The organism is Parabacteroides sp. AF17-28, assembly GCF_003479205.1.
Classification (GTDB): Bacteria; Bacteroidota; Bacteroidia; order Bacteroidales; family Tannerellaceae; genus Parabacteroides; species Parabacteroides acidifaciens.
In genome coordinates this window covers 175,525-194,887 of the sequence record NZ_QUGV01000001.1, presented here as the reverse complement: position 1 = coordinate 194,887, position 19,363 = coordinate 175,525, and the positions used below count along the sequence as shown (strand labels likewise).

The window sequence follows — 19,363 nt, the reverse complement described above, 5'->3', positions numbered from 1 at the left end:
TGAATATTAATATAGATGAAGAAAGCAATTCTCTTACTTATATTTCAGTTATGTTCATTAGTCATGTTTGCACAAATCAATACAGATCGTGTGCTGACTGTCGGACGTAATGCGTTGTATTTTGAAGACTACGTTCTTTCCATACAATATTTCAATCAGGTAATCAAGTCGAAACCCTGGTTGGCAGAACCCTATTTCTATCGCGCCGTGGCGAAAATCAACCTGGACGACTACAAAGGAGCCGAGGAAGACTGTACGCTTTGCCTCGAGCGAAACCCCTTCCTGGTACAAGCCTATTATGCGCGTGGCATTGCCCGCCAGAGCCAGGAGAAGTTTGACGAAGCGATAGAAGATTACAAGAAAGGGCTGGAATTTAAGGCGGAAGACCGCCAGATGCTGGTCAATATGGCTGTAGCCAATATCCAGAAGAAGGATTATAAGGCGGCTGAGAAAACCTTTGAAGAGCTGATGGCTGCCCATCCTAAATATTCAATGAACTACCTGACGCGCGGAGCCATGTACACCGAGGAAGGCGATACGGCAAAGGCGCTTGCCGACTATGACAAGGCGATCCAGATGGACCCTTACTATGCTCCCGCCTATGGCAATCGTGCCATCCTGCTCTATCAGATGAATAACCTGAAAGACGCGCTTGCCGACCTGAATGAGGCAATCCGCCTGAATACCCGTGAGAGCGGTTACTATATTAACAGAGGTCTGGTCCGTTACCAACTGAAAGACCTGCGTGGCGCAATGGCTGATTATGACCAGGTGGTCAGCATCGACAGCCATAACCTGATTGCACGGTTCAACCGTGGATTGCTTCGTGCCCAGATCGGAGACAATAACCGGGCTATCGAGGATTTCGACGTGGTGATCCAGATGGAACCGGATAACTATATGGCTTATTATAACCGGGCATTGCTCCGTTATGAAACGGGCGACTATTCTGGCTCCGTGAAGGATTTCGATGTCGTTTTGCAACAATACCCGAACTTCATAGCCGGCTATATGAGCCGTTCGGAAGTGAAACGGAAAATGCATGACGAGGCCGGCGCCGATCGCGATTATTGGACTGCCTACAACCTGGAGCAGCAGAAGAAAAATGAAAATAATGCAGGAGGAAATGCAGTTGCTTCCAACGGCAATAAAAATACCGGTAATAAAACGGCTGATCCGGCGCCTGACAGTAAAGATGAGAATACGCGCGAACAATCGGATAAGAATATCGACAAGTTTAACCGTCTCGTCGTTTATGATAAGGAGGAGGAACGCAAAACGAAATATCATAGCGAAATTCGCGGACGCGTACAAGACCGCAACGTACGGGTAGACCTGGAACCGATGTTTGTCCTGACCTATTACGAAAAGATAGACCAGGTAAAGAATCTGGTTTACTATGATAAGATGATAGAGGCTTACAATGCCCGTATGGTTTTGGATCGTAAACTGCGTATCACGAATGAAGAGGCAGCCTTGACGGAAGATCAGATAGCCGTGCATTTTGCTTCTATCGATAATTTCTCGGCCAAGATTGCCAAGAATCCGAACGATGTGGATGCCTATTTCGGCCGTGCATTAGACTTTACGCTTGTACAGGACTTTTCCGAAGCGCTGAAAGACTATACAAAGGTGATCGAACAGGATCCGGACTTTGCCATGGCTTATTTCAACCGGGCGGTTGTCCGTTATAAGCAGCTCGATTACAACCTGTCCCAGGCTGCAAGTTCACAGGATGATTTTTCGACCATGAGCATGAATCTGAATATGGGTAAGAGCTCGACGACAACCCGTACCCCGTCTACGAACGACCCGTCTTCAATCTCGCTGAAAGATAATAAACGCGCCTATGAACACGAAATGATTACCAGGGATTACGATATGGTAATCAAACTGAATCCCGGTTTCGTGTATGCCTATTTCAACCGTGGAAACCTGCGTTGCGCACAGCGTGACTTCCGGGCTGCCATCCAGGATTACAGCGAGGCAATCCAACGTGATCCGGAATTTGCAGAAGCCTATTTCAACCGTGGCCTGGCACGTTTGTCACAGGGAGATGCCAATCGCGGTATCGCCGACCTGAGTAAAGCCGGCGAGCTGGGGATCATCAATGCATACAGCATTATCAAGCGCATGACAAGTAATTAAAATAATGGGGGCTTATTGTAAAAAACGTCTTGAAATCCCTTCGCGGGGCATCCGTGAAGTTCCTTACCGAAGCTTGCGCCCGATGTGAAAAACAGGTCAGTTTCCAGTCTATTGCCGCGAGGTGCGCAGAAAATTCCCCTAAAGTATCGGTTCATCGCTCTGAAGTTTACCTTCGTCACCCATGAAGTCAGACTTCAGAGCAACGAAGTTCCGGGTCAGCGCGATGAAGTCCGGCTTCATGGAAATGAGGTGCCGGCTCCTTCCGAAATCATCTTCTGCTCCTTCCCATATTTCCATATCCTCCCCTTTGTTGTTTCAAATATTCGACTCTCCGAGAGTTAAGCTTTATCGGAATGTCAGCAGGAATATATTATGGCTTGACAATTGTCCTGCTATTAAAACGAGCTGCGCAACCCGTTTGCCCGTATGTCATAAAAAGCGTTGTTCCGGCAGCTAAATGTCAAACTGGAACAGTGCCTTTTTTGTGGTGAAATAGAAAAATGGGGGTTATTGTAAAAAAACGTAATTTCGACAATGGCGCATCTTAATTTAGATGTATTTTGAATGATCAGACTTTTGATTAAGCAATTGCCGTAAAAAATTTCGGATTGTTGAAGGCAATACATATCTTTGTAATTTTACATAAAGACATAGAAGTTGATATCCGAAGTATTGAGCAAGATACGGACGGATTGTTGAACGAGATTCTAACACGATAATTTGCAGGAGGTTTTGATGATGAATAAGAATAAATCCAATCAAGAACAGACATATATTACCCAAAGTCACGATGTGATTTTGGATAAGGAATATATACATTGGGTTGATGAATTGGGAAGTCGTTACGAAAGGGCACGGACCCGGGCTGTGGTAAAGGTTAACGGGGAAAAACTGTTATGGAATTGGCAGACCGGTCGTGATCTCGTGATGCGTAAGGCTGAGGAAAAATGGGGAGCGGGTGTAGTGGAGCAACTGAGCCTTGACTTGCAAAGCAGATACCCTGGCGAGAAAGGGTTTGGGGCGGATAATCTATGGGCTATGAAGCGTTGGTATCTCTTCTACGCCGAGAAACTTGAACAGCCCGTTCAAGAATTGCTAAATATTGACAATCAGTCAAATGAAAGGCTTAACCAATTGGGTAATGTCATTCATGAAGCAAATGTGGTAGAGGGTGTTCCGTTTCCCGAATTGTTTGCCTATGTACCTTGGGGACATCATGTGGAAATCATAAAGAGATGTAAATCCATAGAAGAGGCTGCATTTTACTTGTGTCGGACAATAGACCAAGGTTGGAGCCGTACCGTGTTACAACGCTATATGAAAGCCACCTATATCATAAGCAGGGAGGATCAATGACCAATTTTTCAGAGTTCTTACCGATTCTGCAGGCCGGTCTTGCACAGGAAATGACAAAGGAAAATTACGACTTTGGATTTATTTCTTTGCCAGAAGGATATAAGGAGGAGCAGTTGGAAGACGCACTTTGTGAACAGATGACACGTTTCCTCTTAGAATTAGGTACAGGCTTTGCCTTTGTCGGCAGACAAAAAGAATTGGTCATTGCCGGGCACTCGCGTCGTATAGATTTGTTGTTCTACCACATTCACCTGCATTGTTATGTAGTTATTGAGTTGAAAACCGTTGCTTTCCAACCTGAATTTGCAGGTAAGATAAATTTCTACGTCAGTGCTGTGGATGACCTACTGAAAAATGACAGCGACAATCCTACCATTGGCCTTCTTATTTGTAGTGATATGAATACCACAGAAGTACAGTATGCTTTTCGCGGTGTAAACACCCCCATAGGGGTATCTACTTATTCGGATGTCCAGATAGAAGAAATGAAAAAGCAATTGCCTACAGTGGAACAACTGCAAGAGCGCATCAAATTGCTTGAATTTGAATTGAGAAAACACTCATCAGAAAAGAATACAAGATAACATCATTTTCATCTTCTGAGTTATCATAACGATATAATAGTGCAAAGTTAACAAACAAACAACAACAATAACAACAACTGCAAATCCTCAATCAATCACGATTTTTTAACTAATTTTCCCTCTCTTATCTGTTGTACCTTTATCATTTTTAATCAGATAGATAAAGGATTATGCGAAAAAGTGATTTTAGTGAAAGTATGCGATTGCTGGAAAGGCGCAAGCGGGAGGCGGGTGCTGAGAGTACGGCGGACTTGTACAGGGCGGTGCGGAACCGGTTTGGACGGTATTGTATGAAGGAGAGGCTGCTGTTGCAGGAGGTGACGGCGGCAAGGGTTGCGGGGTTCAGGGCGGCGCTTCGGAAGGAAGGGCTGCGGGTGAATACGGTGAACAGTTATATGAGTAGCCTCAGGGCGATGTATAACGCTGCCTGCCGGGAGGCGGGGGGCCGCTGGAAGGAGAATCCTTTTGCGGGGTTGCGGCTGAAACGGGAGGAGACGAAAAAACGGGCTGTGCCGGTCGAGGTGGTCGAGAGGATTGCCGGGCTGAACCTGCGGGGAAAGCCGGAGCTGGCCGGGGCGGTTGATCTGGCGCTGTTCAGCTTTATGGCCTGCGGGATGCCGTTTACGGACTTAGTGCACCTCACACGCGAGAATATCCAGGATGGAGGGCGGCTGCTCGTTTACCGGCGGCGGAAAACGGGGGTGCTGATCCAGATCGGTATCAATACGGGGATGCGTCAACTGATCGAACGGTATGCCCGTCCGGATTCGGTGTATCTTTTCCCGGTCTTGCCTGCGGATGCCCGCCATGAGACCTACAAAGCCGCTTTGGCCCTTCATAACCGGCATCTGAAAGAGATCGGCCGCCTGTTGGGACTTGCCGTGCCGCTAACCAGCTACGTGTTCCGGCATACCTGGGCCTCGGAAGCCTATAGATGCCACGTCGAGATCAGTGTGATCAGTCAGGCATTGGGACATACGACGGAGAAAATGACCCGTAATTACCTGGCGCGTCTTGCCCCGGAAGAGATCATTAAAGCGAATGAAAAAGTATCACACAGGGTCGAAAAACTGGTAGGAAAATGGAGGAAACCTTATTTATGAAATAAGGTAAATCAAGTCGTTTTGTGCTATATTACAGCGTTTTATGTCTGTTTATTTTCGTTTTTAGAATAAATCTTCTGCAAAGATTACAATAAAAACAATGAAAACCAAATAGATTCGTGTAATTTGATGAAAAAACATACTATTCGATTGGAATAATACTAAAAAAGTCGAATTTGTGGCTTTCTTTTTCCGAAAACCGAGGTATAGGTACATGGGAGGCTTAGAATAGCCATGTCCTTAATGAGTTTTAACAAAATCAACTCAATCTTTCTATCTTGAGTCTTCTCTTTTTCTACTCTTAAATGAGCTATTCTGACAATTGGAGGCTGTTAGCTATAGGCAAGAAAACCTCTTAGTTCTCTCTTTTTCTCTTATTTCATAAATAAGAACAAAGCCATATCCTTATTTCATAAATAAGGTGCATGAAACATGAAAATCAAAGGGGTAAAGTAGAAAAACGAATATGACGAAAATTAGGGATATATTATTATATGTAATGGCGATCGGTAGCTTTTCTGTTTTAAGCTGCTGCAAATCGGACGACCCTGTACCGCCGGGTCTTCCCACGCCGCCTGGCCCTGATCCCGATCCACCGGTGGCCGCAGTCCCTATCCGCCTGCATACCCAACTTATGAGCCGTTCGATAATAGAAAGTTTCGACAGTACCGCCCTCTATATTGCCAAAGGGAATAGTCCGGCGCAATACGATGAGATATGGGAGGCTGTCGCTACCGGGCATGAAATCCGTTTTGTGCCGGAACGTTATTATCCGGCAGACAGTTCGGCGTTACATCTGACCGGTTACTATCCGCAAGCTCCCGCGACGGACGGTTTTGTGGACTTTTATCTGGATGGGCAGACCGATGTCATAACGGCGAAAGCGCAGTCCGGTTCGCTTGTAGAACCTTTCGAGGAGCAAGCAGAGCCGTTCTTGTTCCGCCATCAATTGGCATTACTAAAAATAAAGGTCTATCTGTCGGAAGACCGCCCGGAGACTTACTACCTGAAATCCCTCGGCCTTAACGGCTCTTCGGAAGCGGCGCGTCTCGACCTGGCGAGCGGTGAGTTGCTGTTCGGCGCGGATGCTCCGAAACTGGTGCTCTATGAAGCCGGAGCGGAAGGCGGTATGGAGATTTCTGCGTCCAGTGCATTTAATGGCAACCTGTTGGTGCAGCCCCGTACGGAGCTGACGGTAGACCTCATCCTGTCGAAAGACGGTAACCCGGAGCATGATTTGGTGTACACCGGCCTTGCCGTTCATTTTAGCGGAGACGGCTCGGAAGGGAATGTCGCCTATAATATCGACATTATCGTCGGCTCGCCCGACCTTCCGATCAATCCGGATAATCCGGACGACCCGGACCCGCCAGTTCCAGATGATCCTGACGACCCGGACTATCCGGATATCCCGGTTCCCCCGGTCAAGCCCCCTGTTGTCCCGGACGACCCTGTTGATCCTGACGATCCATCGGGCGAAAAGCCGTCGATCACGATCACAGCGACCGTTACCGGCTGGACGGACGTCTCCGGCGGCGACTTGGATTTTATACCCTCAAATAAATAAATTATTAACAGCAATCAATAAAACAACAACGAACATGAAAACAAATCACATTTTACTAACTGCGGCTCTTCTCCTTAGCGCCGCAAGCTGCACCAAGGAAGCGACCGAGATACCGGGCACAAGCGACGATAATACTTTATATCCTGTCACATTTAGTTGCGGGATTGACTTAACACAAACGAAGGCTACCTCCACCTATTTGACTAAAGATGCAAAGGTAACAGTCTATGTTTATAAAAAAAATGATGATGTCACAAGTGCGACAACTCTCAAAAGTCAAGAATATACAGTAGGAGATGATGGTACTCTGACTCTTGGTGAAAATACTATCTATCTGGCAAAAGGCGACTATGACTTTTATGCTGTTTCTGAAGATAAATCCAATTCCTTTTCAGGTTTTTCAGCAGGTGTTACCTCCAATGTCTTGAGTAACGGAGTTAATTATCTTCATGTGAAAAAGCAGCAGACAATAAAAGGTACAGCTGAAGCACAAAACGTCGAGTTGGAATTTGTAAGAAAGGCCGTAAGTATTATTATTAATATAGTCGGGGGAGATGGGATTGAGATAGATAGTTGGGCGACAGACGCTCCCGCAAAAATGACGCTTCCGGATCCGGGTTCTACATGTAAGATGGCGCTATCGGATGGAACAATAACGTCTGCAACGAGTCTTTCTACTTCTTTAATTGCCGATATGACAACTGCAATAGACAAGACAAGTGGAGTAAAAGCCTCTGTTTCTTGTATCATGCTTCCATTAGTTGATAATGGTAGCCCTGTTCCCAAAGTAACCTTGAAAATAAAGGTAAAGAACACAGGAGAATCCACGGCCATAGAACGAACCTATGAGACAAATCTGAAATATCCGACGGGTGGTTTTGTCGGAGGTAATCAATATACCTACACGGCCACCCTGAAAGCCAACGGTATCACCTTTACGGGTGCAACGGTAGCGGCATGGGGAACCGGTACACTCGAGGATGGAAATTTAACCCCGATAGAACCGGATAACAATTAAAACCGTGCAACAACATCCATCCATAATCGCCGGCCCGCTATTGGCCCTTCTTCTTTTGTTCTCCTGTTCCCCCGGGGAGGAGATTCTGAAAGAAGAGATTCCTCCTGTTCTGCCGGAGGAAAAGATCGCCGTGTCGTTTAGCGGCAGGATCGACTTAGTCGAGACAAAGGCAGGGGATGAAGGTACACCGGAAACACCGGGGGAAACGGCCACGACACAGACACTCCGGAAGAATGTAAACGTCACGATCCGGGCCTATAAACAGGCGGAAGCCGGTAGTGTCGGTGCCACGCCGCAGGACTGCCGGGATTATCTCGCAGGAGGGGACGGGAGCCTGACGGTAAAAGGGGGTGGAGAAGAGATGCTCTTGGCAGCCGGAACCTACACGTTCTATGCCCTTTCGGTCAATGCCGCCGGGGACACGGTTCCGCCTGCACTGACAAGTGAGACATCTGCGGAAACAAATGAACTTAAAAACAACACCGACTATCTCTATTGTGCCGTGACGCAAAAAATAGAGTCAAAGCCGGAAGAGAAACAAAACGTACCCCTGACATTTACCCGTCTTGCCAGCCGCATACAGATCACGGTGACGGGCACAGGCGGCGACGATAAGATCACTGCCGCTGAAGCGCCAGCCGTTACCCTGCGGCTGACCAACCCGGCAGGCTCGAAGATCATATTGGGGGCTACACCTGTTATCGGACAATATGCGGTTGCAACAGCCGACACTACTCTAAAAAGCGCAGGCGACATAACAAACGGCTTTACCTCCGGTTGCATCCTGCTGCCGATGACAGCGGGTCAGAAACTGCCGGTCCGCATCGTCTTCCCGTCGATCACCTTCAACGGGCTGGCTCCGCAAACCGATAAGCTCTACACGGCAGATATCATCACTCCGGAGGGCGGATTCGTCTCCGGGAAGCAGTATAACTACACGGTCAACATCACCGGAAACGAGATCGGGTTTATACGGTTGGGCGTCACCTCCTGGGATATAAAACCGGGGGAATTGCCGGATAGTAGCATAGAAGAAGATTATTAGGAAAATGAAATAGACTATAAGAGGGAACAAGATGAAACATCAGACAGGAATCATACAGATATTAATAGCCGTCATCGGCCTGAGCTGCGGATGCACGGGGGAGAAGCTGCTGGACGAGCCGGTACCGGAAGGTCCGGTCGAAGTCCATTTCTTCAGTTCCGCCATCCCCACCCGTACGGAAGGGGTGGTTGTCGGTACGGATAAGCTCACCGCTGATGCCAAGGTGCGTATCTATGCCTACCGGAAAAAGGCGGGGGAGACCAAGGCCACCGCGACAAACGACTATACGGTAGCCACAGCCGCTGACGGCGGCACCCAGAGTTTGTCCCCAACCGCACCGGTATCAGGTACTGGTTCCGAAATGATCCTTCCCTCGGGAACCTTCAACTTCTATGCCGTGTCGACCAATAGTGCGGGAACTGCTGTCCCGGATTTTCCTACGGACAAGGCCTCGGATGGAGTTCCGACTGATGACGATACGACAATTGACGCTAAAAACGGAATCGATTACCTGTACGCTGCCGTGCCGGAGCAAAAGATCGCGTTCGGTACGGAAAAAGCGGAAATTCCCCTGACGTTCAGACACGCAGGTACGCAGGTGCAACTGACGATCATCTTCGGAGATGGCGCCCATGCCGGAAGTAATGATGCCGCCCAAAATTTTAACCTTGCGAGGGTAACCATCCGGCCAACCACAGAAGAGAATGCCAAGATGCACTTATTCAACGGAGAAATACGTTTTGGAAACTATTTGTCAGGTTCTCCGGGGAGTGCCGACACGGCCGATTTTAAACAGATGTCGGTTGTCACCTCCGGCACAGTTGCGAACGGCAGTACGACCCCTGCCAACCAGGTTGCCACCTGCCATCTGTTGCCGCTTGCCAAAGCGACAAACCAAAAAATGGGAATTAAAATAGAGATCGGTAATTTGGTTGTCGGTGGCTCCGAAGCCCAACCTCTTACCCATACCTATACCGGTGAACTCGATGCCTCCGCCGGTTGGCTGGCGGGGACGAGCAACCAGTACACGCTGACTCTTTCCGGGACGGAAATCAAGTTCTCGACCGTGACGGTAGTCCCGTGGAACACCGGAACCGGTGGTGAAGTGGGAAATATAACCGATACGACTCCAACGGGTGATTCAACAACCCCTTAAAGTTATTTCAATGAATATGAAAAACAGCATATTGAATATCCTGTGCCTCGCCAGCCTGCTGACAGCTTGTAGCGGGTCGGATGACAGATTGCCTGTCGTAGAAGAGGGGTACGCCGCCGTCCGTTTCACCGCCTCGCAAGCGGTTGACGGGCAGACCAAGGCGGACTCCGGTACGGACGGCTTAACCGCAAACGGACATGTCGCCGTATATGCCTGGCAGGGAAAGACCCCTACGGAGGCGGAAAAATATGCCTATTCGAACTCGTACACGTTCCATCTGGAAAACAATACGTGCAACCTCGTCCCGCTTAGCGGTGAAATGAAACTGCCGGTTGGGGAAGGGTATAATTTTTACGCCCTGTCGAGCAACGACGCCAGTCTCCTGGCGCCTGCCATGGAAACCGGTAACCGGACTGTCACCCTGCAAAACGGGGTGGATTACCTGATGGCAGTAAGCGATTCGCATAAAGTGGAAGGCTCTGCGGGCAGTCCTATCCCTTTGACCTTTCGCCATATCGCCACCCGTGTCGTGCTGACGGTGAAACCGGCCGGCACAGACGGCTACGTCTCCGCTACCGGCCTGACGGCCTCCATCGCTCCGATCGACAGCACGGGAAGTTATATCGACTTGTCGAAGACATGGGATGCCGGTACTCATAACGACATGATCTACTGGGGGGCTGAGGCAGACGTTACAGGCGGTACGCCCCTCGACAAGGCTAACGGACAGGTGAAGGCGGCCTCCAAAACGCAAGGTAGCGATACGGAATTTACCGTCTCCTTTATCCTGCTTCCGGTTGTCGGGAAAGCACAGATTCCCTTGCAATTCGATTTTACGGGCATACAGTTCACGGCAAGCGGTACGCATGCCAATAAACGGTACACGGCCGTGCTGACCGCTCCGGATGGCGGGTTGAAGGGCGGGTCGGAATACAAATTTGCAGCCCAAATCTCACGTAAAGCCGTCACCTTCAACACCTCACTTCTTCAAAATCCCTGGACATCGGGCGAAGGAATCGGGGTGGATGAGGTGATTGAGGTGGACCCGAAGTGAGGGGAGAGTTGAAAGGGGAAAGTTGAAAGTTATAAATATTGGATATGAAAGGAGAATTTTATATAGGATTGTTGGCGTTGTTGTTGCTGCTTGCGGGATGCGATAAAGTGGATGCCGGACGCGGGGAAAATGACGGGGAGGCATGGCCGGTCAGCTTTATGCTGGCAGGGGTTACGCCGACGCGGGCGGATGGGGCGACAGGTGTGGCGGACGGGACGGAACTGACAATTGCGGCCTATGATCCGAACAGCCATAACCTGGTTGCGGCAAGGAACTATAAGGTGACGAGCGGCAGTCTGACGCTTGATGAAACCGATAGCGAGGCGATGTACCTCTCTGTCGGCACCTACGACTTTTGCGCCATGACGCCGCGGCAGGTGTTGACGGGTACTGGAAAAGACGGCAAACATGGGCATATACAGCAGGGGGTGGACGCCTTGGGGTCTGTCACCCGGGCGCAGGTAGAGGCTGCTGCGACTACTGCAATCCAGCTGGCGAACCTTGACCATCTCGCCTCGCAGATCAGTTTTACCGTGCAGGTGGTTCCGCAAAAGGTCGACTCGGTCGCCTCGTTTGCCGTCCAGAGCATCGAGATCGACAGAATGGTACAGGTTGCGGAAGGGGAGGAAAACTACCTGCTGCCGGACAATAAGCTCGTGATACCTGCTGCCGATGCAGCGGATAAATTCGGAACATTGACGATCGGCGGAACCGATGCTTTTACCATTGGGTCGCAAGTAGACAAGGGCCCGGGTTATATCAATACGCAGAAAACGCCTTTGGTGGTTTTTCCGAAGGCCGAGAGTACATTCAAAGCGGTAATCACGGTAGCGGTCAAAAAAAAGGTAAAGCAAGAAGACGGGACAATTGCGGACGGAGAGGAAGAGACGATAACATTGAACGCCAAGATCAACCGTTTGGCTTTCGACCCCGGCAAACGTTACAACTTTGAGGTCAACTACGGATGGGATTACGTCCGTTTCGACATCACCGTTGCTCCCTGGACAACTGTCACGGACAACAGTACAACGGGCAGTGGCGAACAAACGGTAAGCCATACGATAAAGATCAACCAGTGGGATGACGATATTGATTTAGACATGACGATATAATAAGATGAAGACGAATTTATATATACTGATAGCATTCCTGATGGAGATCGGGATGTTGGTCGGCTGTTCGGCGGACGGAATCCCGGAAAAAAGGGACGAAGTCTTGCCGGATGGCCTTACCTATATCCGTTTTGGGGTAGAGGCCGCTTCCGATCAGGGGGCGGACGAAAACACATTGCAGAATCTGACGGTCCTGCAATTCGACCTCGATAAGAACGTAACGGATGTAACAGAACAAAATAATGCCTTATGCGTCACCGCCCGTTACCTGCGTAACCCCGAACCGGAGACGGACGTAGATGGAGGCGCTAAAGGTTATTACCTGATCGGGTTGAAGGCATCGACTAAAGACACCCAATATCTGGTCTTTATCGCCAATGCCGGTTCCATGTTCCAGGACTATAAAGGGACATTGGGCGATTTCAAGGCTCTAACCATCCCTTTCGACCAGAAGACGAACAACGGCGAAAACCAGCTGATGCTCGGCGCCGGGTATGTGCCGGTGAAAGGTGTGGATGACGAGCAGACTCATCCGGTCATACTGAAACGGCTGGTTGCACAGATTCATTTTAACTATACGAAGAAGTTAGAGGTGACCGAGGCCCGTTTTACCCCTATCAGCCTCCGCTTACGGAACGTGCCGAAAGTGCTGAAATATGCCGACGGGATCACGGAGGCGACCGACTATCCGGAAAAAACGTCCGAAAATTTCACCGACTATACCTCCATCATCGACAAAATCGAGGAGGGCTTCACCTGGTATATCCCGCAAAACGTGCGGACGGCGGCGGCTGATGGCTCTTACAGTGACGACTTCCGTACTTATGTGGAGCTTTCCGGCATCTACGAAGCCCCCAATATGCAGGACCAGTTGGTTACCTATAAGTTCTATCCCGGAAAGGATGATCATTATAATGTAAGCCGTAATTACAGCTACGAGATGCTGCCCGTTGTGGGTGGCGTCAACAGCTTCGATGCGAATGTGTCGACGCGCAACCTGACGGTCAGCCCGTCGGCCAACTGTTTTGTCGTTGCGCCGGAAGCGGGCAGCGAAGTGACGTTCGATCCGCACGATTCGCCGGGTACGGATGTTGCCGGGACTGAAATAGTCTATGCCGACCAGGTGATCGAAAACCAGTACAGCCGGATCGCGGATGTCAGGCCGGTCTGGCAGACGGCGGAGAACCTGATCGATGTCATATTTGCCGACGGGTTAGTGCGCGTCGTGCCTAATGCCAAAGGCGTAGACGGCAACGCGCTGATCGCTGCATACGCAGCCGACGGGACGACGATCCTCTGGAGCTGGCATATCTGGGTGACGCCCTACGCCAAGGTACTGGACGGAACGGGAACAAACGGATATATACACACCCAGACAGATAACAATCATAATACGTATGAGTGGATGGACCGTAACCTGGGTGCCCTGAACACCTACCGTGAGGACAAGAACCGTAACCTCTACTACCAGTGGGGGCGGAAAGACCCGTTTTATGACAAGACGCAGAACTCGGCTATTAGTAGCGTGATTACGGCTGCTGATAAAGGAAACGCTTTGAACTTCGACGTGTCTGTCAAGAATCCGACAGTCTTTTTCCAACAACAAAGTGGTAAATCAGGCACTTGGCACGGCGGATCAGCTGCTATCACCAACCTCTGGGATCCTAATACGAAAACCGTATTCGATCCCTGTCCTGCCGGATGGCGGGTACCGGCAAAGGTTGCCTGGGAGGCTTATAAATGGGGGAGTGGAGGTAATATGGCTTGGGACACAGCCAATCCCTACGGAACTGTATGGACCGTCGGTCCGGGTGTCTATTCCTGGTTCCCAAGGGGAGCTCTAAATAACAGTATCGCTTTTGATACAGGCAATGCATATATGTGGTCGACCGAATGGGCAAGTACAACACCCTATACTTATAAAATCACCAGTTCGAGCGGAAGCGTTGCCAACACTATTGTCGGTTCTTTAGGCGGTTCCGTACGTTGTGTAAAAGTGAAATAACCGATAAAATGAAATAACAGGATGAAAACAAAGAATATATTCTGGCTTTTAGCTATTTGGACAACCCTGATCACCGCCTGCGCGGAGAAAGACGAGTTGCAGAGCGTGAAGGGCGTATCAGTTGAGGTCACCTGCAGCCTGCAAGTCGCCCGTATTGGAGGCGAAAGATCGACACGGGGAACCGACCTTACTGCCGAGGAATCGACAATCCAGGACCTGACGGTGATCCAGTTTGATGGGGAGGGGGATGACGCTCCAACCATGATTGTCCGCACGTTCCAAAATCCATCTTCACTGGAAGGTTTAAAGGTCGGACTGATGCAGCCACAGAATGCGGAAAAGCAGCAAACCCTCTATTTTATAGCCAATGCCGGTAAGACGTTCAGTAACTTCAACGGCACATTGAAAACATTCAAAGCAACAGTAATTCCTTCTTCTGAGATGGGTGGAAACATCCTGATGACTGGAAGCTGCCTGACCGTAATTAAAAAAGAAACCTCCGTTGCTGCTACCCTGACCAGCCGGCTGGCTAAGATTGCTTTCAAAATAGACTTGACCAGCCTGCCGTCTGGTGCCCGGTTTGAACCGCTCTGGCTGCAATTGCGATCAGTCCCGACCGATGCTTGTCTGGAAGCTCCGGTAAGCGGGACTCATCCGGCTCAAAGCAGCGAACTATATAGCGACTTGGAACCGGTTGTCAGCAATATAGATAAAGGTTACACCTGGTATATTCCGGAAAACAGGCGGGGGAAAAGCACTGCCACTGTAAACGGTGCAAAAGATAAAAACAACAATAAACCGGATGATTATTGTACTTGCGTCTACCTTGAAGCCAATTACTATCCGAATGCAGATAACAACACTGACGCAAAAAGAGTGTACTATACTTTATATCCGGGGAATAACAACACTGATAACTTTGATATAGAAGGAAATAAATCGTACACCGTCAACTTGAAAATAACCGGTGTGGATGGGAAGAACGATTCGCGCCTCGAAGTCAAAGATATCCCGGCCTCTCTGCCGGGCGCCAACTGTTATATGGTCAAACCCAACTCCTTCCTGACCTTTAACCCGCATAATCCGCCGGGTGCAGACGTGTCGGGAACAATCGTCTATCTCGACCGGGTAGGTTCTAAGGATAAGTGCAACATCGCCCGTGCCGAGATCGTCTGGCAAACCAAACCGGGACTAATCCGGGCAATCTATCATTTGAGCGCCAGTGGGGAATACCGGATACAGACAGCCAATATGACAGGGAACGCCTTGATTGCCGCTTATGACGAAGAGAATAAGATATTATGGAGCTGGCATATCTGGGTAACGGATTATACATTGGATGATGTAGACGAGAAGATTAAAAATATTTCAGAAAATACTAATCAGGAAATTAGCTTGACCAACGACGGTAAAAGCAGAGTTTTTATGTGGGAAAAGTATGTCTGGATGGACCGGGGGATCGGAGCGTTGTCGAATGAACCGGGTTTCGATTCGTTCGGCATGATTTATCAGTGGGGACGAAAAGACCCGTTTCTTCCGGGTGATCAGATAGCGAGCACTGCTCTCCTTATAAATACGATTACGCCAACTTATGATGCCAACGGAAACCGTATTTATGCATCGGGAATTTCGGGTAATGGTATTGAAAATGCGATAAGTAACCCTATTTTCTTTTTAAAGAATTGGAGTGTAGATAAAAAAGAATTATGGAATTATCCTAATAAAACCGTATTTGATCCATGTCCGGCGGGTTGGTGTATTCCTCCGAGTGGTGCAGTGGCGAATTTTACTACGAAAACAAGTGTAACATACAAGACCAATAATGGTCAGTTGGATAAGAACGCGGCATTTGCCAACAATTTGACAAACTTATTCTGGCCTTACGTGGGATACCGGCATGTATCATCAGGAGCAGGATACGCTTGCGGTCATTTGGGAATTTACTGGTGTTCGAATTTTCAGAATACTGAAAAAACCAATGTTTATGTTTACGGGGGATACCAGAATCAATATAATGACAGTAGCCAAGGTAAACAAAACTATCGTGGACCTAATGATGGCTTACTTGGTCGTTGCGTAAAAATAAAAACAACGAATTAACAAACAATAATGAATAAGAAAGAACTGTCACAAACCCTTTCCCACCGGTTGGGAATTACTTGTAAAGAATCGCAACAATACCTCGACACCCTGTGCGAGGTATTAAGCGAAGAATTTCAGAAAGGCAATTCCATTTGCCTGCAAAACTTCGGCCTGTTTAGTTGCCGGCAACAGCCCGGCCGCCCCGGTCGTAACCCGCGCACAGGCGTCCCAGCCCATATACCGTCCCGTACCATCGTCAAGTTCAAGCCGGGCAAGGGGTTGATGAAAATTCTAAATCCTTGAATAGTTAGCGCTAACAAGACGAAGGAGCAAATGCTGATTTATCGGTGCGTTTGCTCGTATTTACCGGACGCAGACGGGCGCAGATAACGCAGAGGAACGCAGACTTATTTTCTTTTAAAACAATTAATGATCTGCGTTCGTCTGCGTCGTCTGCGAAATCTGCGTCCGGTAATACAAACATAGCGACACACCGATAAATCATCATTTATCATTTCAAAACAATATCAAAATAATCTGCACTAAATCGCATGGATAGATACGGAGAAAAACACATCTTGTCGGTTTCGATGGTTTTGCCGGAAGACCATTATATGGTGGAAATTGTCTTCCCCGGCGCACTGGCCACCAGCTACGGAATCTGTCTTCCTGCCGTTCAGGAAATGAAAGCTGCGGCCGGAATCGTAATAGAAGAACTGCGTTTGACGGAGCGTTTCTTTCAACCACTGCGAAAGCTATAACCGATCTGTCCGGTGGCTTTTCGGGCGCAGAGGGAAAATCAGAATCTTCTGCTCCCGTTCTATGTATCAAGACTTAAAAGATTTATTTGGAAAGGAAATCCCTTCGGTCAAGAAGTTTAACCTTAAATTGAGTACATTACCCGCCGAAAAGCAGCCCTTCTATTACAAGGCGGCCTACGACGCCGCTTTTACGGAGTGGGACACGCTTGCAAAAAGTTACCGTACATTTCTCACAAACCTGTTGTTGCACGACAAGCAACGTACAGCCGACTACCTGCGCCGGCACACGGTGTTCGGCTCGCTGGTCTACATCCTCCGCGAACCCGTCTTACTTCGGCGACTGCTCTCGCTATCGGAAGGGAAAGGCAACGGCGGCGTCCCGTCGTACAGGCATCTGTCTTTCTGCCTGCTCCTCGCTTTCGACTTCCCCGAAACAGTAGATTACCTGAGCGACAAACTGCGCAAAGACTCCGCCACAACCGACGACCTCTGCGACTTGATGGACCTGGTTCGTTTGGATAATGAGCCGGGATGTCTGAATCTATGAATTATAAAATGATGATTTAAAGGTGGAGATTGAACGACTTTGAAGTGATTGTGTTGGAGATAAAAGATAAATAGCTTACCTTTGCGAACAGTATTAAATAGAAAGGAGAAAGCAATATGGCAAGACCGATTAAAGAAACCCCGATACTGTTTGGTGAAGATGCTAAGCGGTTTCTGGAATCCATGCAGGACGTTAAGCCTGCTTCCCAACAGGAAAAGCAGCGAATTAAGGCTGCTTATGAGAAATTGAAGAAAATAGCAACGTTTATGATGTGACTTCCTTGATGAGACTGATTAAGATTGAAGACACAGAGATTATAAAACCATTCAATTGCGGAGACGATGATTTGAATGGTTTTTTGTTGGAAGATGCCCGTTTTTATCAAGAGCAGTTGATAGCCAACACTTTTATATGGGAAGACGATGAGGAAACGATCGCTTTCTTCAGTTTGCTTAATGATAAAATATCCCAGACAACTATGGATAAGAATCTTTGGAGAAAACTTCGTAGAGCATTTCCGCACCAAAAGCATTTGGGAAGTTATCCTGCTGTTAAAATTGGTAGATTAGGCGTAGCGGCTTCCCATCGTGGTGAAGGTATTGGTACTGACATTGTTTCAGCTGTCAAGCAAATGCTCATCAACCATCAGTCTGTATCAGCAACCCGTTTTCTAACAGTGGATGCTTATCATTCGGCTGTATCTTTTTATGAGAAAAATGGTTTCCGACCTCTTGTGAATGAATCTTGTGAAGATACTTTCCCTATGTATTTTGACCTTATACAACTTATTAAGTAGTTTCTTTCCTCATAAAGAAGCGATAACTTCTTGTCTTTTCCATTTTATCAAGGCATTAAATAGATATTATTTTCAAAAAGTCAAGGCTGAACGGACTTCCTTGCGGCCGCACACGTTGTATAAAGTTAAATAAGCGGCAAATCCTTTTACTATAATAGAATGAGACTTCTCCTGTAGATCGCTTACAGGGGGGCTTAAATGGTTGGTACTCTGTGCTGACTCGGGTAGGTGTGTGTTGCTATTACGGGGAAAGCTGGATTTTGGAGGGCTTTATCTTTGCATTGTGATCAAAAACAAATTATTAATCATTTAAAATTTAAAGATTATGGCTCTTAAGTACAAATTGGTTCAGAGAAGAAATTTAGGTGTTGATCAGGAAGATATTCCTGAAAAGTTGTATGCGCAAATGATCAGTGGGGACCTGGTTACGTTTGAAGACTTTATCGATGAGGTCGGGGACAGTACGGTTGCCGGTAGTGCCGGTGTGAAAGCTGTACTGGATCGTGTAAATGTGGTTCTGGCCCGTCATTTGCGTAACGGGCGTCGTGTGAGTGTGGGTGAATTGGGTACTTTCCGTTTGAATTTCGGATCAACGGGAGTTGTGGGTGCCGGTGATTTCAGTACGGGACTGATCCGCGAACCTCGTGTTCGTTTCCTTCCCGGAAGGGCTTTGCGCACCATGAAAAGCCTTACGAGTTTCGAACGGATTACGCCGGAAACAGATGATTCCGGTACGGTGAACAAGCCGGAGGACAGACCGGGAATTCTTTAGAGGTGAAAGTTGAAAGTTTGAAGATTCATAATTCAAAATTCATAATTCATGAAGAGGTTGACGGTTCAGTTGACAATGGCAATCCTGCTCACTATGAGCGGGATTGTTTTGCTCTTTTGCGGGTTTTGGATTGATCCGCGGGGGATGGTCGATAGCAGCGTGTTGGTGGCTTTCGGGGAGATCTGCACGTTTGCGGGGGCGCTGTTTGGGGTGGACTACTCTTATAAGTTGAAAGTTAAGAGTTGAGAGTTAATAAT

The 19,363-nt window shown here is 48.2% G+C and carries 20 protein-coding genes; 19 read left to right on the top strand and 1 reads right to left on the bottom strand.

Going from position 1 to position 19,363, the window contains the following annotated elements:
- Positions 1–15 precede the first annotated feature (15 nt).
- Positions 16–2,148: a tetratricopeptide repeat protein gene (locus DWW90_RS00895; protein WP_122343645.1), complete on the top strand. Its 2,133-nt coding sequence runs from the start codon at positions 16–18 to the stop codon at positions 2,146–2,148.
- Between the two features lie 138 nt (positions 2,149–2,286).
- On the opposite strand, the gene DWW90_RS20475 is transcribed toward DWW90_RS00895, so the two are convergent.
- Positions 2,287–2,445 carry a hypothetical protein gene (locus tag DWW90_RS20475; RefSeq protein ID WP_158582790.1) on the bottom strand — a complete coding sequence of 53 codons (159 nt, stop codon included), beginning with the start codon at positions 2,443–2,445 and terminating at the stop codon, positions 2,287–2,289.
- Positions 2,446–2,883: 438 nt separating this feature from the next.
- Between DWW90_RS20475 and DWW90_RS20470 the strand changes: the two genes are divergently transcribed.
- From DWW90_RS20470 to DWW90_RS00820, 18 genes are all read left to right on the top strand, one after another.
- A complete protein-coding gene (locus DWW90_RS20470) occupies positions 2,884–3,504 on the top strand; it encodes a DUF1016 N-terminal domain-containing protein (RefSeq protein WP_158582788.1) in 621 nt (206 codons plus the stop codon).
- Positions 3,501–4,088, top strand: a complete 588-nt coding sequence (locus tag DWW90_RS20465) for a PDDEXK nuclease domain-containing protein (RefSeq protein WP_158582786.1) — start codon at positions 3,501–3,503, stop codon at positions 4,086–4,088. The genes DWW90_RS20470 and DWW90_RS20465 overlap by 4 nt, the downstream gene beginning before the upstream one ends.
- Before the next feature lie 170 nt (positions 4,089–4,258).
- A complete protein-coding gene (locus tag DWW90_RS00885; protein WP_199662153.1) occupies positions 4,259–5,191 on the top strand; it encodes a site-specific integrase in 933 nt (310 codons plus the stop codon).
- 466 nt (positions 5,192–5,657) lie between these two features.
- Positions 5,658–6,758, top strand: coding sequence for a fimbrillin family protein (locus DWW90_RS20460; protein ID WP_158582784.1), 1,101 nt, complete (start codon positions 5,658–5,660; stop codon positions 6,756–6,758).
- Positions 6,759–6,792: 34 nt separating this feature from the next.
- Positions 6,793–7,776 carry a fimbrillin family protein gene (locus DWW90_RS00880; RefSeq protein WP_158582782.1) on the top strand — a complete coding sequence of 328 codons (984 nt, stop codon included), beginning with the start codon at positions 6,793–6,795 and terminating at the stop codon, positions 7,774–7,776.
- A gap of 4 nt (positions 7,777–7,780) precedes the next feature.
- Positions 7,781–8,821 (top strand): fimbrillin family protein, encoded by a 1,041-nt coding sequence (locus DWW90_RS00875; protein ID WP_158582780.1) that lies wholly within the window; start codon positions 7,781–7,783, stop codon positions 8,819–8,821.
- A gap of 31 nt (positions 8,822–8,852) precedes the next feature.
- Positions 8,853–9,977, top strand: a complete 1,125-nt coding sequence (locus DWW90_RS00870) for a fimbrillin family protein (RefSeq protein ID WP_122343641.1) — start codon at positions 8,853–8,855, stop codon at positions 9,975–9,977.
- Between the two features lie 16 nt (positions 9,978–9,993).
- Positions 9,994–11,031: a fimbrillin family protein gene (locus DWW90_RS00865; protein WP_158582778.1), complete on the top strand. Its 1,038-nt coding sequence runs from the start codon at positions 9,994–9,996 to the stop codon at positions 11,029–11,031.
- Between the two features lie 44 nt (positions 11,032–11,075).
- Positions 11,076–12,143, top strand: coding sequence for a hypothetical protein (locus DWW90_RS00860; protein ID WP_122343639.1), 1,068 nt, complete (start codon positions 11,076–11,078; stop codon positions 12,141–12,143).
- A gap of 4 nt (positions 12,144–12,147) precedes the next feature.
- Positions 12,148–14,148 carry a DUF4906 domain-containing protein gene (locus DWW90_RS00855; RefSeq protein ID WP_122343638.1) on the top strand — a complete coding sequence of 667 codons (2,001 nt, stop codon included), beginning with the start codon at positions 12,148–12,150 and terminating at the stop codon, positions 14,146–14,148.
- A gap of 21 nt (positions 14,149–14,169) precedes the next feature.
- Positions 14,170–16,248 carry a DUF4906 domain-containing protein gene (locus tag DWW90_RS00850; protein ID WP_122343637.1) on the top strand — a complete coding sequence of 693 codons (2,079 nt, stop codon included), beginning with the start codon at positions 14,170–14,172 and terminating at the stop codon, positions 16,246–16,248.
- 9 nt (positions 16,249–16,257) lie between these two features.
- Positions 16,258–16,533 carry an HU family DNA-binding protein gene (locus DWW90_RS00845; RefSeq protein ID WP_122343636.1) on the top strand — a complete coding sequence of 92 codons (276 nt, stop codon included), beginning with the start codon at positions 16,258–16,260 and terminating at the stop codon, positions 16,531–16,533.
- Between the two features lie 248 nt (positions 16,534–16,781).
- The gene (locus DWW90_RS00840) at positions 16,782–16,991 is read left to right on the top strand and encodes a hypothetical protein (RefSeq protein ID WP_199659199.1); all 210 of its coding nucleotides are present in this window, start codon (positions 16,782–16,784) and stop codon (positions 16,989–16,991) included.
- Between the two features lie 61 nt (positions 16,992–17,052).
- A complete protein-coding gene (locus DWW90_RS00835) occupies positions 17,053–17,538 on the top strand; it encodes a hypothetical protein (RefSeq protein WP_122343635.1) in 486 nt (161 codons plus the stop codon).
- A gap of 116 nt (positions 17,539–17,654) precedes the next feature.
- Positions 17,655–17,813: a hypothetical protein gene (locus DWW90_RS20590; protein ID WP_167451715.1), complete on the top strand. Its 159-nt coding sequence runs from the start codon at positions 17,655–17,657 to the stop codon at positions 17,811–17,813.
- 8 nt (positions 17,814–17,821) lie between these two features.
- Positions 17,822–18,334, top strand: coding sequence for a GNAT family N-acetyltransferase (locus DWW90_RS00830; RefSeq protein ID WP_122343634.1), 513 nt, complete (start codon positions 17,822–17,824; stop codon positions 18,332–18,334).
- Positions 18,335–18,659: 325 nt separating this feature from the next.
- The gene (locus tag DWW90_RS00825; RefSeq protein ID WP_115500811.1) at positions 18,660–19,106 is read left to right on the top strand and encodes an HU family DNA-binding protein; all 447 of its coding nucleotides are present in this window, start codon (positions 18,660–18,662) and stop codon (positions 19,104–19,106) included.
- Positions 19,107–19,154: 48 nt separating this feature from the next.
- A complete protein-coding gene (locus DWW90_RS00820) occupies positions 19,155–19,352 on the top strand; it encodes a hypothetical protein (protein WP_122343633.1) in 198 nt (65 codons plus the stop codon).
- Positions 19,353–19,363 lie beyond the last annotated feature (11 nt).

Coding starts and splice junctions, on each gene's coding strand:
- DWW90_RS00895 (WP_122343645.1), top strand. CDS start 16: ATGAAGAAAGCAATTCTCTTACTTATATTTCAGTTATGTTCATTAGTC.
- DWW90_RS20475 (WP_158582790.1), bottom strand. CDS start 2,445: ATGGAAATATGGGAAGGAGCAGAAGATGATTTCGGAAGGAGCCGGCAC.
- DWW90_RS20470 (WP_158582788.1), top strand. CDS start 2,884: ATGATGAATAAGAATAAATCCAATCAAGAACAGACATATATTACCCAA.
- DWW90_RS20465 (WP_158582786.1), top strand. CDS start 3,501: ATGACCAATTTTTCAGAGTTCTTACCGATTCTGCAGGCCGGTCTTGCA.
- DWW90_RS00885 (WP_199662153.1), top strand. CDS start 4,259: ATGCGAAAAAGTGATTTTAGTGAAAGTATGCGATTGCTGGAAAGGCGC.
- DWW90_RS20460 (WP_158582784.1), top strand. CDS start 5,658: ATGACGAAAATTAGGGATATATTATTATATGTAATGGCGATCGGTAGC.
- DWW90_RS00880 (WP_158582782.1), top strand. CDS start 6,793: ATGAAAACAAATCACATTTTACTAACTGCGGCTCTTCTCCTTAGCGCC.
- DWW90_RS00870 (WP_122343641.1), top strand. CDS start 8,853: ATGAAACATCAGACAGGAATCATACAGATATTAATAGCCGTCATCGGC.
- DWW90_RS00865 (WP_158582778.1), top strand. CDS start 9,994: ATGAAAAACAGCATATTGAATATCCTGTGCCTCGCCAGCCTGCTGACA.
- DWW90_RS00860 (WP_122343639.1), top strand. CDS start 11,076: ATGAAAGGAGAATTTTATATAGGATTGTTGGCGTTGTTGTTGCTGCTT.
- DWW90_RS00855 (WP_122343638.1), top strand. CDS start 12,148: ATGAAGACGAATTTATATATACTGATAGCATTCCTGATGGAGATCGGG.
- DWW90_RS00850 (WP_122343637.1), top strand. CDS start 14,170: ATGAAAACAAAGAATATATTCTGGCTTTTAGCTATTTGGACAACCCTG.
- DWW90_RS00845 (WP_122343636.1), top strand. CDS start 16,258: ATGAATAAGAAAGAACTGTCACAAACCCTTTCCCACCGGTTGGGAATT.
- DWW90_RS00840 (WP_199659199.1), top strand. CDS start 16,782: ATGGATAGATACGGAGAAAAACACATCTTGTCGGTTTCGATGGTTTTG.
- DWW90_RS00835 (WP_122343635.1), top strand. CDS start 17,053: ATGTATCAAGACTTAAAAGATTTATTTGGAAAGGAAATCCCTTCGGTC.
- DWW90_RS20590 (WP_167451715.1), top strand. CDS start 17,655: ATGGCAAGACCGATTAAAGAAACCCCGATACTGTTTGGTGAAGATGCT.
- DWW90_RS00830 (WP_122343634.1), top strand. CDS start 17,822: ATGAGACTGATTAAGATTGAAGACACAGAGATTATAAAACCATTCAAT.
- DWW90_RS00825 (WP_115500811.1), top strand. CDS start 18,660: ATGGCTCTTAAGTACAAATTGGTTCAGAGAAGAAATTTAGGTGTTGAT.
- DWW90_RS00820 (WP_122343633.1), top strand. CDS start 19,155: ATGAAGAGGTTGACGGTTCAGTTGACAATGGCAATCCTGCTCACTATG.